The organism is Arthrobacter sp. B3I9, from assembly GCF_030816935.1.
Lineage (GTDB): Bacteria > Actinomycetota > Actinomycetes > Actinomycetales > Micrococcaceae > Arthrobacter.
In genome coordinates this window covers 672041-686861 of record NZ_JAUSYO010000001.1, presented here as the reverse complement: position 1 = coordinate 686861, position 14821 = coordinate 672041, and the positions used below count along the sequence as shown (strand labels likewise).

Here is a 14821-nt window from a genome sequence, read left to right as displayed (position 1 = left end):
CTGCGGCCAACGCCCCTAACGTGAAGGCGTTTCCCGGTTCGGGACCACCAACACGAAAGGCTGCACGATGGAAGACACCACCAGCTTCTCGCCTGCCACAGCGATCGTCACGGGCTCGGACTCCGGCATAGGCCGCGCCACGGCTGTGGCGCTGGCCAACGCCGGACTCGACGTCGGCATCACCTGGCATTCCGATCAGGAAGGCGCCGAAGCAACGGCGGACGAGGTCCGCAGCCTGGGGCGCCAGGCCGTGGTCCGCCGCCTGGACACCACCGATGTCCGTGGAGCCGCGGCTGCCATTGACGCGCTCGCGGAGGAGCTGGGCGGTGTGGACGTGTTCGTCAATAACGCCGGCACGGGCGACAACGTGGCCTTCCTGGACCTGGACTTCGAGACCTGGATGCAGACCCTCGACACCAACCTCAACGGCGCGTTCGTCTGCCTGCAGGCAGCGGCCCGGCGCATGGTCAAGCAGGGGCGGGGCGGACGCCTCATTGCCGTCACCAGCGTCCACGAACTCCAGCCGCGGGTGGGCTCCTCAGCCTACGACGCGTCCAAGCACGGCCTGGGCGGGCTGGTCAAGACCATGGCCCTGGAACTCGCCGAGCACGGCATCACCGCAAACAACGTCGCCCCCGGGGAGATTGCCACTCCCATGACCGGACAGACGGACCAGGACCCCACCCAGACAGACCGACCGGGTGTCCCCCTCGGCCGTCCGGGAGATGCCCGGGAGGTGGCGGCCGTCATCGCGTTCCTGGCCTCCCCGGCCTCCAGCTATGTCACCGGCGCCACCTGGGCTGTGGACGGCGGCATGCTGCAGATGGGGCCGCAGGCCGGCTCGCACATCACGGGGCACGATTGGCGGAAGGGTTAGACCGCGCAGGTGGCAAGGGAAATCGTAGGCGGCAGCGACGATACGGACTGGACCTCCCCGGTCCCCTTGTCCGCCCACGATAGTGCGGGCACCGCGTGGGAGGTCCGGCGGGCGTGGCCCCACAGGACGCCGGGAGACTACGTGCTGGAGGTCTTTACGCCAGGACGGCGCGGCGTGCGGGGCGCCCGGCTACGGCAAGGGCACTTCAGCCTCATCCCGCCGGATGATCCAAAGCTGCCCGGCCTGCGGGCGGAAGCGGAGCAGGGGGAGCTCATCACATATCGGCCCTACGACCGCGCCGTGGTCCGGGCGGAGGGCCGTTACATCAAGATTTTCCGGCCCGGCCGCGCTGCCGCAGCCGCCGAGCGCTGCGCGCAACTGGGCGTCCTGCTCGACGCCGGCACGTTGACCACCCCCCGGGTTCTGGCTCAGAGGCCCCAAGACGTCGTCGATTTCAGCGCCATCCCCGGACCTACCCTGTTCGACATCGACTCCACTTCAGACGATGAGTCTTTCGCCGCCGCGTGGGAGAAGTGGTCGCGTGCCTGGGTGGCGCAGGTGGGCGGCACCGGCGGCCCCGCCTCGCGGAACGTTCTTGCGAGCCTTCCGGTCCATTCAACCGCGCTTGAAGCCCGAAAAGTGTGGCGGTCAGTTGACCTCTGGCTGCAGCACAACGAAAACAACCCGGCGTTGTCATCCCGGCGTGATGCCATACGGGCAGCAGCGGAGCGCGTCACCGCAGAGCTGCAGGGGACCACGCCGGACCCGCTCGTCTGGGCCCACGGAGGCCTTCACGACAAGCAAATCATCGCCACGGGCGGCCAATCCCCGCTGGGATTGCTGGACTTCGATGGAACGGCCCGGGCCGAGGCCGCCCTCGACATGGCCAGCATGGACGTCTTCCTGGAGCTTCGCCTGCGGGAAAACCGCATGACACCCGAACGCTACCGGACGGCACACACGCAGGTGCTGGCCACTGCCCACGAATTGCACGTGAGTCCGGACCGGTTCCACGCCTACTCGGACGCCCGCTGGCTCCGTTTCGCCTCGACGCCGCTGCGGGGCCGCTTCTCCCTGGTCCTCGCCGTCCTCGACGAAAGACGGCTGCGCGGGTCATAGAACTGAGGGATCCTCCTCGGCGGCAGAAAGAAGGTCTTCGCCGACGGGGTTGAGCCGTGCCGTTTTACGAAACCTTCGCCAGCCGCTTTACCTGCCAGCTGGCTTCCCACCTGAGACTGTATTCCTCGCCGGCGTCCCGTTCCACCAGCACGTGGGTGACGGTATAGGCGATCGCATTCCCGCTGACGGCCCTCACTGTCACCGGCACGGGCCGGAGGACAATGACGGGCCTGCCCGGCGCTTGCTGCAACGCGTACTCCCGTTCCGCCGACCGGTACGTCTGCTCCGCCGTTTCCATAGCGCATGGTAACCGGCGGCGGAGCATCACACCTGCGGTTTTCCTTGGAAAAGCCTGCCGCGCAGGGTGGTGCAGGCATCAATCTAGGGGCAAGATAAGGGAACCGGGTCCAACGCGCACATGACGGACCCGGGAAAGCTTGTACACGGACACCACCGATGTCCGCTCCGCGCCCGCCACGCGGGCGCCTCGAGGCTGCTGGGGCCTCGGACACCTCCCAGCTCACGTGCAGGAGACGCCGCAGTTTTGGAGTAGGCCTGAGAGACCCGGGGATACCGGCAGCGCAGCATGCGCTTTGCCGGCCTTCCGGCTCCGGGCTTTTCCAGGGGGCCACCTTGATCCGCATACTCATCGCCGAAGACGAAGAACGTATCTCCCGGTTCATTGAGAAGGGGCTGCGGGCGGCCGGTTTCGCCCCCACGGTCGTTGCGGACGGAATCAAAGCCGTGGACTACGCGTCCAGTGGCGAATTCGACCTCTTGCTGCTCGACGTCGGGCTTCCCCGGCTGGACGGCTTCACGGTCCTTTCCATACTGCGGCAGGCCCAAGTGGGAATCCCGGTCATTTTCCTGACCGCCCGCGGCTCGGCCGCGGACACCGTGGCCGCCTTGGAGGGCGGAGCCAACGACTACATGGTCAAGCCGTTCCGCTTCGAGGAACTGGTGGCCCGCATCAGGGCCCGGCTCCGGCCAGGCGACAACGGAGACCCGCCTGCCGGCAATGTCCTCCGTTATGGCGGACTGGAACTGAACCTCCATACCCGCACCATAAGCATCGGGGACAAGACCGTGGAGCTCTCAGCCCGCGAGTTTGCTCTGGCCGAGATGTTCCTGCTCCACCCGGGGCAGGTCCTGAGCCGGCAACAACTTCTCAGCCACGTCTGGGGTTACGACTTTGACGGCACCTCCAACGTAGTGGACGTGTACGTGCGCCAGCTGCGGATGAAACTGGGCGCAGACCAGATCCTCACCACCCGGGGCGCCGGATACCGTCTGGCCTAGAAAGGAGAAACCGTGACCGCAACTTTGACCCGGCTGCGGGAAAGCGCCAGGGCGGCGCGGTCCACACAGCCGGTTCCACCGCCGGGCGGCAATCCGGAACAGCCCGGCTGGAGCGCCCGTGCGCATTCGGTGCGCTTTCGCGTGGTGGCGGCCATGCTGCTCATGATGTTCGCCGGGCTGGTGGTTGCGGGGCTCATCACCTTCGCTGTCCAGTTCCAGGACTCAGATGCGAGGACGGACCAGGCCCTCCTGGACAAGGCCCATGCCGTGGTCAAGCTGGTGCCGACTCAGGAACGGTCCGACCGGGAAACCCTCAGGCACGGGCTGCATGAGGCCGCGGAAGACATCGAACCGCGCAGCAACGAGGTCATGGCAGGCATCACCGAAGGGAAGGTCGAATGGACCGTGGATGGCAGCCCCGGCCAGAACCTCCTCGCCGAAGAGCTGTACAGTGGCGCCGTGGCCCTGACCGGCACTCCCGACGCAGCTTTCGGCGAGATCACGGCCCAGACGCTTCATTTCCGGGCGGTCGTGGTGCCGGTGAAAGGCCCGCCCGGACCGGTGACGTATCTGTTGGTCGGACGGGACACCCACGATGTGAAGGAGCACCTCGCGGCCTCGGTCCAGACCTACGTCCTCGTGGCGACTACCACGCTGCTCGCCGCAGCCATTTTCGGCGGCGCGGTGGCCGGCAGGATGCTGTACCCGTTGCGGCGGCTGCGCGAAGCCACCCAGGATTTCGGTCCCGAGGACATGACACAGCGGGTGGAAGTCCGCCGGGGCGCCGACGACGTAACGTTGCTCATGAAGACCTTCAACACCATGCTCGAACGGCTGGACGAAGGCGCACAGCAGCAGCAGAAGTTCCTCGACGACGCCGGTCATGAGCTGCGGACCCCGCTGACGATTCTCCGCGGGCATCTGGAACTCGTGTCAGTGGACGATCCCGCCGACGTGACGGCCACGCGGGAGGTGCTGCTCGACGAAGTGGACCGGATGCAGCGGCTCGTGGATGACCTGCTCCTGTTGGCCAACGCCGGCCGGCCTGATTTCCTCAGGAACCAGCCCGTCCGGTTCCCGGACTTCCTGCACCAGGTGATGGAAAAAGTCCACGTTCTGGCGGACCGCCATTGGCAGCTTGACGAGACAGCCGATGCCGTTCTGGACGCGGACCCCCAACGGCTCACCCAGGCCCTGGTCCAACTTGCTGCCAACGCGGTCAAATACACCGGGCCGTCCTCCACCATCGCCCTCGGCAGCCGACTTGAATGCTCGACGGCGCCGGGGGGCTCCGCGCGTCCGGACAACCCGTTGGTGCCGGATGCCCTGCCGTTGGAGGCTGACACGCTGGTGCTGTGGGTGCGGGATACCGGGACCGGCATCGCCGCAGAAGACCAACAACGGATCTTCGAGCGGTTCGGCCGCGCGCACCCCGGCCGCGGGAACGAAGGATCCGGACTGGGCCTGGCGATTGTCTCGGCAATCGCCGAAGCGCACGGCGGGACGGCCGGCGTCGAATCCGAATACGGCCACGGATCCCGCTTCCTCATCCGGATCCCGCTGCAATCCGTCGTAGCCCGGCTCTGAGCCCACGCAGGCGGCTGATTAAGAATCATTAATCCTCTCCTCATCGGTTCCTCACGCTGCGGCCGCAAGCTGTAGCTAAGGAAAAGCCGGGAGGATTACCGTGGAGCCACTGCGGATAGTGTTTTACTCACACGACTCAGTGGGCCTGGGCCACGTGCGCCGGAATCTAGTGCTGGCACACGCGCTCGCCAACCAGCTCCCAGGGCTGACCGGCCGCCCCGTCACCGGTATCCTCATCACCGGAACCTCGCACGCCCCCGGCTTCCCTGCACCGGAAGGCTGGGACTGGGTGTTGCTTCCCGGAATTGGGAAGAGCCCGGCGGGCTACCTGCCACGCAATCTCAGCCTGCCCATGGACCAGCTCGTGTCCCTACGTTCGCGGCTGTTACAGGGAGTGCTGGCTGGCTTCCGCCCCGACCTGGTGATTGTGGACCGCCACGCCACCGGCGTCCACCGGGAACTGGAGGGCGCCCTGCGGCATGCCCGTGCCGCTGGTCCCGTGCGCGTGGTGCTGGGCCTGCGTGAAGTCTTGGACGCCCCGGGCCCCGCCTTCAGCGAGTGGGCCCGGTTCGGTGGAGCGCGGATGGTCAAGTCCCTTTTCGATGCGATCTGGGTCTACGGCGACCCTGCCGTCCACGACCCGGTGGCGTCCGGCGAGATCCCGTTCTCACTCCGCAAGCTCATCCGCTACACCGGCTACCTCGCCGCCGGGCGTCCTTCGGTCTCCGGTACGAGCTGCATGGACGGCCCGTATGTGATGACCACGGTGGGCGGCGGTTCGGACGGCCATGCCCTGGCCCGCATCGCCGTCGCGGCCCCGCTCCCGGCCGGGCTGGGCCACCTCGTCGTAGCCGGTCCCCAGATGCCCACAAAGGAGTACGAGGACCTCGTTCGCCACGCGCGCCCCGGTGTGAAGGTAGTTCCGGCACTGGACGACGTCGTCTTCCACCTCCGCCATGCGGCCGCCGTAGTGGCGATGGGGGGATACAACACCGTGTGCGAGATCATGAGCACCAGCGTCCCCGCCCTCATAGTCCCGCGCACGGAGTCGCGCGCTGAACAGCGCATCCGGGCCAACTCCCTCGCCACGGCCGGCTATTTGGAACAGCACGAGATCAGCACGCTGACCCCGGAGATCCTAGCCGAGTGGCTCGACACGCGGCGCGGCACCACCGTGGACCGCCGGCGGGCGGTCCTGGACGGGCTGATCCGCGTACCGCAGCTGGCAGCTGGGCTGCTTGGGCCTGCCGTGGCTGCCGGTATCGCCGCAGACGAAGCGGCAGTAAGCGCGCTTGAGGTCCCTGCAGCTGCGAAAGGAAGTGCCGCCCGTGTTGCCGTCTGAACCGGGGACGGCGTACGTCCTCAAGATGTATCCGCGGTTCTCGGAGACGTTCATTGTCTCCGAGATCCTGGCACGTGAAGCCGCCGGGGACCGGATCGAGATCTTCTCCCTGCGGCCTACCACCGATGCCCGGTTCCACGCCGAACTGGCCCGGGTCCAGGCACCGGTGACCTACATCGACCGGCCCATCAAGACCGTGGCCCTGTGGGAGAGCCTGCAGACCGCGGTCGCGGCCGGACTTACGCCCGCCATTGGCCGGAATCTTAGCCAACTCGCCGCCGCCACAGCCGACGACGCCGTCCAGGCCATTAATCTGGCCACCGTCCTTCAGGGCCGGAACATTCGGCACATGCACGTCCACTTCGCCTCCGGCGCCACTACGGTGGCACGGCTTGCCTCGGCGATGACAGGCATCCCCTTCTCCTTCACTGCCCATGCCGTGGATATCTTCCACGAGTCGGTCCGTGACGATGACCTCCAGCTGAAGCTCCAACAGGCCCACCACGCCGTGACCATCAGCCGGTTCAACCTGCGCTACCTTCGCCGCCGCTTCCCGGCCGCCACCTCGCGGCTGCATTTGGTCCGCAACGGACTGGAGCTGGAGCGCTTCCCGTACCGCGACCCGCGACCGCTCGATACGACGTTGCGCCTCGCCGCGGTGGGTCGGCTGGTGGAAAAGAAAGGGTTCCAGCATCTGCTGCCGGCTGCCGCCGAATTACGGGACGAGGGCATCAAGCTGGAGCTGCGCATCGCAGGCACCGGCATTTTGGCCGAGGAGCTGGAGGCAAGTATCCGGCAGCTTCGGTTGCAGGACACCGTCCGCCTGCTCGGGCCCCAGACCCAGGACCAGATCCACGAACTGCTCGACTCGGCCGATGTGTTCGTGGCCCCGTGCGTGGTGGGCGCCGACGGCAACGCTGACGGCATGCCCACTGTTCTGCTCGAAGCCATGGCCACCGGAGTCCCCTGCGTCAGCACCTCGGTCACCGGGATCCCAGAAGCCATCCGCAACGGCTCCACCGGTGTCCTGGTCCGGCCGGGGAATCCCCACGCGCTGGCCCGCGCTGTCCACACGCTCGCTTCCCCCGGCACGGACCGGGCTGCCTTGGCCCGCAGCGCCCGTGCACTGGTCGAGGAGGACTACGACGTCCGCCGCCAGGCCGGGCTGCTCCGCGCCCTCTCCCGCCCGGAGAGGCAAGTCGCATGACGCGCGTAGCCTATCTCTGCGCCGACCCGGGAGTGCCTGTCTTCGGCACCAAGGGCTCCTCGGTCCATGTCCAGGAGATCGTCCGGGCGTGGCGCGGCACCGGCTCCGACGTTACCGTCTACTGCACCCACCGCGGCACCGACATCCCTGCCGATCTGGTTGATCTGGACGTCGTGGAAGTCCGACCGACCTCAACCCCCGTTGGGGCGGCCCGCGAACAAGCCATCGAGGACGCCGCACTTGCCCTAGTGGACGACGTGCTCCATCGCGGTTGCGGCCTAGTGTACGAACGCTACTCGCTATTTAGTCCGGCCCTGTCTGTTCTTGCCCCCGTGCTGGATATCCCGTCGGTGCTCGAAGTCAACGCCCCGCTGATCGAGGAGCAGCAGCGGTACCGCCAGCTGGTGGACGTAAGGAAAGCCGAAACCGTACTGCGGCGCAATGCCGGAACGGCGGACGTCGTCGCCTGCGTCTCGGAACCGGTGGTCCGTTGGGTGCGGGAGCGGGTTCCAACCGCCCGGACGGTGTTGGTGCCCAACGGCGTCAACGTCCGCCGGATCACGCCCCGCCGGCCCGGCAGGCGCAACCCGGACCGCCTTACAGTTGCCTTTGTCGGCACGCTCAAGCCCTGGCACGGTGTGCCTGGGCTGCTGCACGGTGTTGCTCTGGCCAACGCCCAGACACCGGACCCCGCACGCTGCTGGCGTGTGCTCGTGGTCGGTGACGGCCCTGTCCGGGAGGACCTCGAACTGCTCGCCGTCGGTCTCGGCGTGGAGGCCGAATTCACCGGTGCCGTGCCGCCCGACTCCGTGCCGGGGCTGCTGGACGCCGCCGATGCCGCCGCTGCCCCCTACCCGGCTGAGATCGAAGGACAGGCCGATTACTTCTCTCCGCTGAAGGTCTACGAATACATGGCGGCAGCGCTACCGATCATCGCGAGCGCCGTGGGTCAGATCCCTTCCATCCTGGAGCACGGGCGTACCGGCCTCCTCGTGCCACCCGGGGAGCCTGCCGCGGTAGCTGAGGCCCTCGCCCGGCTCGCCCAGGATTCCGACCTGCGGGAACGGCTCGGGGCTGCGGCACGGGCAGAAGCCGTGCAGCGCTTCAGCTGGGACGGTGTGCTCACGCGCATCACCCACTCACTGCCACCCGTTCGGAGGTTGGCCGCCCAATGAGCACACCAGCCCAGCAGTCACCGCGACGGAGGTGGCGGACCTTCTGGCGAAGGTCCCCGGTCAAGACGCCAGCAGCACCATCACCGCTGCGGCGGACTTTGCGTTGTGTCCGTCCCCATCTGCACGGGCACAGGGCGCTCATCACGTGGGGCTTTATCACCATGGCCGCCGAAGTTCTCCTCAGGCTTCTTGAGCCGTGGCCCGTGAAGGTCGTCCTCGATGCCGTCTCACACTCACTCGGGGCCACCGTGCGCAAGACCCCGTTCAGTGTGCAGGCGAGCCCCGAGCTCCTACTTCTTTGCGCCGGCGCCGTGGTGCTCATCAGTGTTATCCGGGCCATCGCAGGCTATTTTTCGGCAATTTCGTTTGCCCTCGTGGGCACCCGGATTTCCTCCGAGCTGCGCGCCCGGACCTTCCGCCATGTGCAGAGCCTGTCCATGCGGCACCACAGCCATGCCTCAACGGGCGATACGGTACAGCGTCTGGTGGGAGACGTATCGCGGCTGCAGGAAGTAGCCGTCACCGCAGGACTGCCTCTCATCGGCAACACCGTGTCCCTGATTGCCATGTCATTCCTTATGATCTGGCTCGATCCCTTGATCGCCCTCGTGACTCTCCTTGCCATCGGCATTTTCGTCCTGCTGTCCCGTAAGAGCTCCGGCTCCATCACCTCGGCGGCCCGCAAGTCACGCAAAGGAGAGAGTGCCCTGGCAACCACCGCCGCACAGACCCTGGGAGCCATGCGGGAAGTTCAGGCGTACGGGCTTGAAGACACCATCAGCTCCGGGTTCCGCAAGAGCAACCAGGCCGCCCTGGGTTCCGGCGTCGTCGCACTCCGGCTGGCCGCCAGCCTCCAGCGGAAAACCGATGTCCTGATAGGGATCGCGACGGCGGCCGTCCTGGCCGCCGGCGGGTGGCGGGTGATGCAGCAGGCAATGACGCCTGGGGATCTCGTTGTTTTCCTCTTCTACCTCAAGACCGGAATGAGGCCGCTGAAGGATGTGGCCCGCTACACCAGCCGGGTAGCCCGCGCGACCGCCTCCGGAGAACGGGTAGCCGACCTTCTAGAGGCCCAGAGCGACCTGCCCGAAGCACCCCACGCCGTTGCCCTGGACTGCCCGCATCCGGACATCGTCTTTGACGACGTCTGGGCCGGACACATCGACGGAACCACCGTGCTAAAGGGGATCAACCTGACCATACCGGCGGGGCAGCACTGCGCCTTGCTTGGGCCCTCGGGCGCCGGAAAATCGACCTTGGCCAGCATGGTCCTTCGGATGGTGGACCCAGGGAAGGGGAGCGTCAGCCTCGGCGGCAAGGACCTGCGGGACGTGACGATCGCTTCGGTCCGATCACACGTCTCAATCCTGCTCCAGGATTCCGTCCTGTTCGGCACCACGGTGCGGGAAAACATCCGGTTCGGCCGTCTCGACGCCACCGACGAGGAAATCGAGGCCGTTGCCGTCCTCGCCCAGGCCGACAGTTTCATCCGTGCCCTGCCTGAAGGCTACGACACAGTCCTCGGCGAGTCCGCCAACGACCTGTCCGGGGGCCAGCGCCAGCGGCTGGCCGTCGCCCGCGCCATGCTTCGGAAGGCACCGGTGGTGATTCTGGACGAGGCCACCTCGGGCCTAGACCCTGCCTCCCGCGATTCGGTGCTCAGCGCCCTCGATCAACTCACTGAGGGGCGCACCTCTATAACGATCACCCACGACATCAACTCTGCGCAGTCATGCGACCGGGTGATCTGGCTCGAAGACGGCGAGATTGTCGAAGACGGGCCGCCGCAGTTACTGCTGGCCGATCCCGGCTCGCGGTTCTCCGGGTGGGTCCGACGGCAGCGGGCCAAGCAACCGGATGAGCTGTTCGAGGTGCCAACATGAGCAGCGTGCTGCGGGACCTGCGGCTAACGACCGGCCGGCCGACACCCAATGGCACAACCGCCAAGCTTGGGAGCTGATCGCATGGGATGGCATCCGCCTCTTCCCACTTACACCGATGACGCCGGCATCGCGTGGCACGTCCACCGTGCCTGGCACGACAAGAAACCCTCGGACTATGTTCTGGAGGTCCTCGCTCCCGGGCAGCCCGGGGTCCGAGGAGCCCAGATCAGCCACGGTCGGTTTAGGCTCCTACCTGATGACGACCCGGAGCTGCCGGCCCTCCGGGCCGAAAGGGAGCACGGGGAGGTCATTGCTTACCGTCCTTATATGCGGGCCATCATCCGGGCGGACGGCCGCTACATCAAGGTCTTCCAGCCTGGCAGCGCCGACGTCCCCGCGGAACGCTGCGCCCAGATGGACCTGCTGCTGGACGCCGGCGCCTTCACGGCGCCCGCGATCCTGCACCACTCCCCCGACACCCTGGTCTTCCGGGCCCTCCCCGGACCGACGTTGCGCGAAATTGGCGAAAACCACAGCACTGTCGACGAAAAGGCCTTCGCCGCCACGTGGACGGCATGGTCCCGGGCGTGGGTGGCGCAACTGACCGCCGCCTCCGACGCAACCCGGCGCAAGGTCCTCAGCACCCTTCCGGTCCATTCACCGGAGGAGGAAGTCGCTGTCGTGGCCAGGTGGCTGAAGCGTTGGCTCCACCACGCCGAGCGTGTACCGGCACTGGCGTCCCAACGGGAGGCCTTGCGCGCCAGCGCAGACCGCATAATAACGAACCTGCTCCAGGCTGCGCCGGACCCGATGGTGTGGAACCACGGGGATCTCCACGACATGCAGGTCATCGTCCGCGACGGAGGGCCGCCGTTTGGCCTGCTTGACTTTGACGACGCGGCCCAGGGCGAGGCTGCGCGTGATCTGGCCAACTTGGACGTCCACTTGGAACTGCGCCTGCGGCAGAGCACCCTGACCCCGGAGCGTTACGCCGTGGCCCACACCGCGGTGATGCGGGCTGCAGAACAGCTGCAGGTCAGCCAGGGACGGTTCGACGCCTATTCCGACGCCAGCTGGATCCGACTGGCATGTTCCTCGCTCCCCGCGCGCTCAACCCTGGCAACCGGCGTTCTCGAGGAGCGAGCACAACGCCCACAGCCCTTTGGATCCTCGAATCTGACGGGCAGCCAGCCAGCCGGTTTTTGGAGCTGATCGCATGACCGGACACCTGCCGCTTTGGAATTACACCGACGACGCTGGCACCGCGTGGCGCGTCCACAAAGCGTGGCGCGACAGACAACCCGGAAAATACCTGCTGGAGGTCCAAACCGCAGGATGGCCGGGCGTCCGGGGAGCCCAGCTGAACCAAGGCCACTTTGAGCTCCTGCCCGAGGATGACCCGGAGCTGCCGGCCCTTCGGACGGAAAGGCAGCTCGGAGAAATCATCTCCCATTGGCCCCACACGCGGGCGATCATCAGGGCCGAAGGCCGTTACATCAAGATCTTCCGGCCAGGCAGCGCCGTCATCCCCGCTGCGCGCTGCGCCCAGATGGACATCCTGCTGGACACCGGCGCCTTTACGGCACCCGAGGTGATCCAGAGCTCCCCGGACACCCTCGTTCTCAGCGCACTCCCCGGACGGACGCTGGGCGAAATCGGCGAGGACTACACCACGATCGGGGACAAAGAGTTCGCCGCCGTCTGGGAAAAGTGGTCCCGCGCGTGGGTCGCCCAGCTGAGCTCGACGTCTGACCCGAGCAGACAAACCGTTCTAAGCGCGCTGCCGGTCCATTCACCGGAGGTGGAAGCCAAGTCCGCGGCCCGTTGGGTGAAACGTTGGCTCCAGCATTCAGAAAAGGTTCCGGCACTGTCCACCCGACGCGACATCCTGGTGGCCATGGCAGAGCAGGTGACCACGAACTTGCTTGGGACGGCACCGGACCCGCTGGTGTGGTCCCATGGAGACCTGCATGACCGGCAGATCATCGCCAGCGCCGACGACGGATCCCCTTTCGGGCTGCTTGACTTCGACGATGCAGCCCAGGCAGAGGCGGCGCGTGACCTCGCATACCTGGATTTCCATCTGGAGCGGCGCCTGCGTCGCAACAACTTGACGCCGTCGCGATACCTCAAGGCCCACACGGAGGTGATGGCCGTCGCCGAACAGTTGCAGGTGAGCCCGGACCGGTTCATAGCCTACGGGGACGCCCGGTGGCTGCGCTTCGCCTGTTCTTCGCTCCCTTCGGGATGGCTGGCGACCCGTGTTCTTGAGGAACGCGTGAAGCATCATAAGTCCACCATGCCGACCGCCACCAGCCGCTACTTTGGATCCCGAAACTGACCATGGGCCGGCAGCCGCCGCTACTGGGCAGGCAACTCCACGGGCAGAGCCTTACCGGTGACGCGTCCCGAGTGGCCTAGAACAAGGCGTCTGTCACGGCCTCCGTGAGCTGGTGGATGACTTCAGTGCGTGCCGGCACCGAGGCCAGGTCGTCGCCCTTGGTGAAGACGACAAAGGCATACGCGGTCCCGTCCTTCTCGAGGATCGCCGCGTCGTGCAGTTCCCCGCCGAGCAGGCCGTACTTCTGGAAGACGGTGACACCGGCCGGAACCGCGGCCGGGATGAGCGCCTCGTAGTTGGTGTCCTGCATGTAGGACAAGAGCTCGGCGGTGTCCTGCGCGTCCAGCAGCTCCCCGGTATACAGGCCGGCCAGGATCCGGGCCATCCCCGCGGGGGTCAGGGCGTTCGACTCGGGGTCATAGTCCACGCCCATCGAGGCCGCATAGTCCGCCAACGCCGCGTGGCCCACGGCATCCATGATCAGCGACCAGGAGTCGTTGTCGCTTTGCTGGATCATCTCCTTGAGCTGAAACCCCGCCGTGTAGTCCCCCATGGGATCGTCCAGGGAGGCCTCGCCCGATTCGACCAGACTGTAGTACGCCTCCGCCGCCAAGACCTTCGCCGTGCTGGCGGCTACGAATGGGTCCTCAACGCCGTATCCGTGGACCGGCCCACCCGAGAGGTCAAGGAGCGCGACGCCGATTTGGTAGTCGCCGTTGTCATCGATAATGCGCTTGATCTCCGCGTCCAGCTGGGCGTCAACGCCGCCGGACGCAGTTCCGTTCAACGCCGCCGGGCCGGGTGTTCCCTTGGTCGCAGCCGCGGCGGCCGCAGCGGCCGGTACCGGGCCCCTTGCCGGGCGGGCTTCGGCGGCAGAGTGGACGCCTGCGGCGACCGCCACCGCCAGGACCGCGGCGCCCAGCGCCAGCAGGGAGGCCCGGATGCCAGGAAAGCGGCGGGCGCGGCGGAAGTGGCGGCCCTGATAAGGGCTTGATAGGTGCGGTGCGCGTTCGTCCATGGTGGTTCCACGTTAGCCAGCCAGCCTGTGCCCGGGCTATGAACACGCTGTCACCAGCGGCCCGGACGCGTTTTCAGGCGTCTTCGTCCCACATGCCGGCCCCGGCCGCCTCTTCCGGTTTGTCCTTCGCCTCTGGATCCCCTGATCCGACATAAGCGGCGGGAACGGTCCCCGCAGCGTGGGTCAGCTGCTCCTCCCGGATGTTCCCGGCCTGGGCCGTCTCGCCTTCGGGGTGCGGGGTTTCGACGGCGTCCGGGTCGCCCGGCCCGCGCAGCTCAGCCGGATCGTTGCTGCTTGCCTGCGGATCACTCATGGGACTTCCTTTCGCGGAGGGAACGGGACCACTTTCCACAGTAGCCTGAACCGGCCGGGTGCGCCCCGGGCCGCGCACCCACGGCGGAATACACTGATGGCCCGTGGCGTTGTCCACCTCAGACCGCAACCCATCTGCCGAAGGAACTCCATGAGCCAGAATGTCACCGTCAAGCTCCAGCCCGGCACCCCCGCGCCGGACTTCACCCTGCCTGACGCCGAGGGCCGGTCGGTATCGCTCGCCGACTACCGGGGCAAGAACGTCATTGTGTACTTCTACCCGCAGGCCGCGACGCCGGGTTGCACCACCGAAGCCTGCGACTTCCGCGACAGCCTCTCTTCCCTGCAGGGGTCCGGGTATGAGGTCCTGGGGATCTCCCCGGATGCGCCGTCGGCCCTCGCCGAGTTCACCGGCGACTTCGACCTCACCTTCCCGCTGCTCGCCGATGAGGACCACGCGGTGGCCCTCGCCTACGGCGCCTGGGGCGAGAAGCTGGTCAAGGGCGAGATTACCGAGGGCATCGTCCGCTCCACTGTTGTCCTCGACCCCGAAGGCAAGGTGAAGCTCGCGCAGTACCAGGTCAAGGCCCAGGGCCATGTCGCCGCGCTCAAGGAAGAACTCGGCGTCTAGCCGTTTCCGCCCCGTCATCGCTGACGGCGC

General features: G+C 67.0%; 14 protein-coding genes. 11 read left to right on the top strand and 3 right to left on the bottom strand.

Annotated elements, in window-relative coordinates; all coding sequences use genetic code 11:
• Window positions 1-67: 67 nt before the first annotated feature.
• On the top strand, window positions 68-877 hold the full coding sequence (locus QFZ65_RS03280; RefSeq protein WP_306908146.1) for an SDR family oxidoreductase: 810 nt from the start codon (window positions 68-70) through the stop codon (window positions 875-877).
• Between the two features lie 9 nt (window positions 878-886).
• Window positions 887-1996: a hypothetical protein gene (locus tag QFZ65_RS03275; RefSeq protein WP_306908145.1), complete on the top strand. Its 1110-nt coding sequence runs from the start codon at window positions 887-889 to the stop codon at window positions 1994-1996.
• Between the two features lie 64 nt (window positions 1997-2060).
• Here the strand turns inward: QFZ65_RS03275 and QFZ65_RS03270 are convergent, their stop codons facing one another.
• The gene (locus QFZ65_RS03270) at window positions 2061-2294 is read right to left on the bottom strand and encodes a hypothetical protein (RefSeq protein ID WP_306908144.1); all 234 of its coding nucleotides are present in this window, start codon (window positions 2292-2294) and stop codon (window positions 2061-2063) included.
• Window positions 2295-2629: 335 nt separating this feature from the next.
• On the opposite strand from QFZ65_RS03270, the gene QFZ65_RS03265 reads away from it, so the two are divergent.
• From QFZ65_RS03265 to QFZ65_RS03230, 8 genes are all read left to right on the top strand, one after another.
• Window positions 2630-3295: a response regulator transcription factor gene (locus QFZ65_RS03265; RefSeq protein ID WP_306908143.1), complete on the top strand. Its 666-nt coding sequence runs from the start codon at window positions 2630-2632 to the stop codon at window positions 3293-3295.
• A 12-nt stretch (window positions 3296-3307) separates the two neighbouring features.
• Complete coding sequence (locus QFZ65_RS03260; protein WP_306908142.1) at window positions 3308-4882, top strand: HAMP domain-containing sensor histidine kinase; 1575 nt, start codon at window positions 3308-3310, stop codon at window positions 4880-4882.
• Between the two features lie 118 nt (window positions 4883-5000).
• On the top strand, window positions 5001-6224 hold the full coding sequence (locus tag QFZ65_RS03255; protein ID WP_306908141.1) for a glycosyltransferase family protein: 1224 nt from the start codon (window positions 5001-5003) through the stop codon (window positions 6222-6224).
• Window positions 6211-7431, top strand: a complete 1221-nt coding sequence (locus QFZ65_RS03250) for a glycosyltransferase (RefSeq protein WP_306908140.1) — start codon at window positions 6211-6213, stop codon at window positions 7429-7431. Before QFZ65_RS03255 ends, QFZ65_RS03250 begins: the two co-directional genes overlap by 14 nt.
• Window positions 7428-8606 (top strand): glycosyltransferase family 4 protein, encoded by a 1179-nt coding sequence (locus tag QFZ65_RS03245; RefSeq protein ID WP_306908139.1) that lies wholly within the window; start codon window positions 7428-7430, stop codon window positions 8604-8606. Before QFZ65_RS03250 ends, QFZ65_RS03245 begins: the two co-directional genes overlap by 4 nt.
• 161 nt (window positions 8607-8767) lie before the next feature.
• Window positions 8768-10489 carry an ABC transporter ATP-binding protein gene (locus QFZ65_RS03240; protein WP_306908138.1) on the top strand — a complete coding sequence of 574 codons (1722 nt, stop codon included), beginning with the start codon at window positions 8768-8770 and terminating at the stop codon, window positions 10487-10489.
• 81 nt (window positions 10490-10570) lie between these two features.
• Window positions 10571-11701: a phosphotransferase gene (locus QFZ65_RS03235; RefSeq protein ID WP_306908137.1), complete on the top strand. Its 1131-nt coding sequence runs from the start codon at window positions 10571-10573 to the stop codon at window positions 11699-11701.
• Window positions 11702-11705: 4 nt separating this feature from the next.
• A complete protein-coding gene (locus tag QFZ65_RS03230; RefSeq protein ID WP_306908136.1) occupies window positions 11706-12830 on the top strand; it encodes a phosphotransferase in 1125 nt (374 codons plus the stop codon).
• Between the two features lie 76 nt (window positions 12831-12906).
• Here the strand turns inward: QFZ65_RS03230 and QFZ65_RS03225 are convergent, their stop codons facing one another.
• Together QFZ65_RS03225 and QFZ65_RS03220 are read right to left on the bottom strand one after the other, a co-directional pair.
• A complete protein-coding gene (locus QFZ65_RS03225) occupies window positions 12907-13848 on the bottom strand; it encodes a serine hydrolase (RefSeq protein WP_306908135.1) in 942 nt (313 codons plus the stop codon).
• A gap of 73 nt (window positions 13849-13921) precedes the next feature.
• Entirely contained in the window at window positions 13922-14161 is a 240-nt protein-coding gene (locus QFZ65_RS03220; protein ID WP_306908134.1) for a hypothetical protein, read from the bottom strand.
• A 150-nt stretch (window positions 14162-14311) separates the two neighbouring features.
• On the opposite strand from QFZ65_RS03220, the gene bcp reads away from it, so the two are divergent.
• Window positions 14312-14791 carry a thioredoxin-dependent thiol peroxidase gene (gene bcp, locus QFZ65_RS03215; protein ID WP_306908133.1) on the top strand — a complete coding sequence of 160 codons (480 nt, stop codon included), beginning with the start codon at window positions 14312-14314 and terminating at the stop codon, window positions 14789-14791.
• Window positions 14792-14821 lie beyond the last annotated feature (30 nt).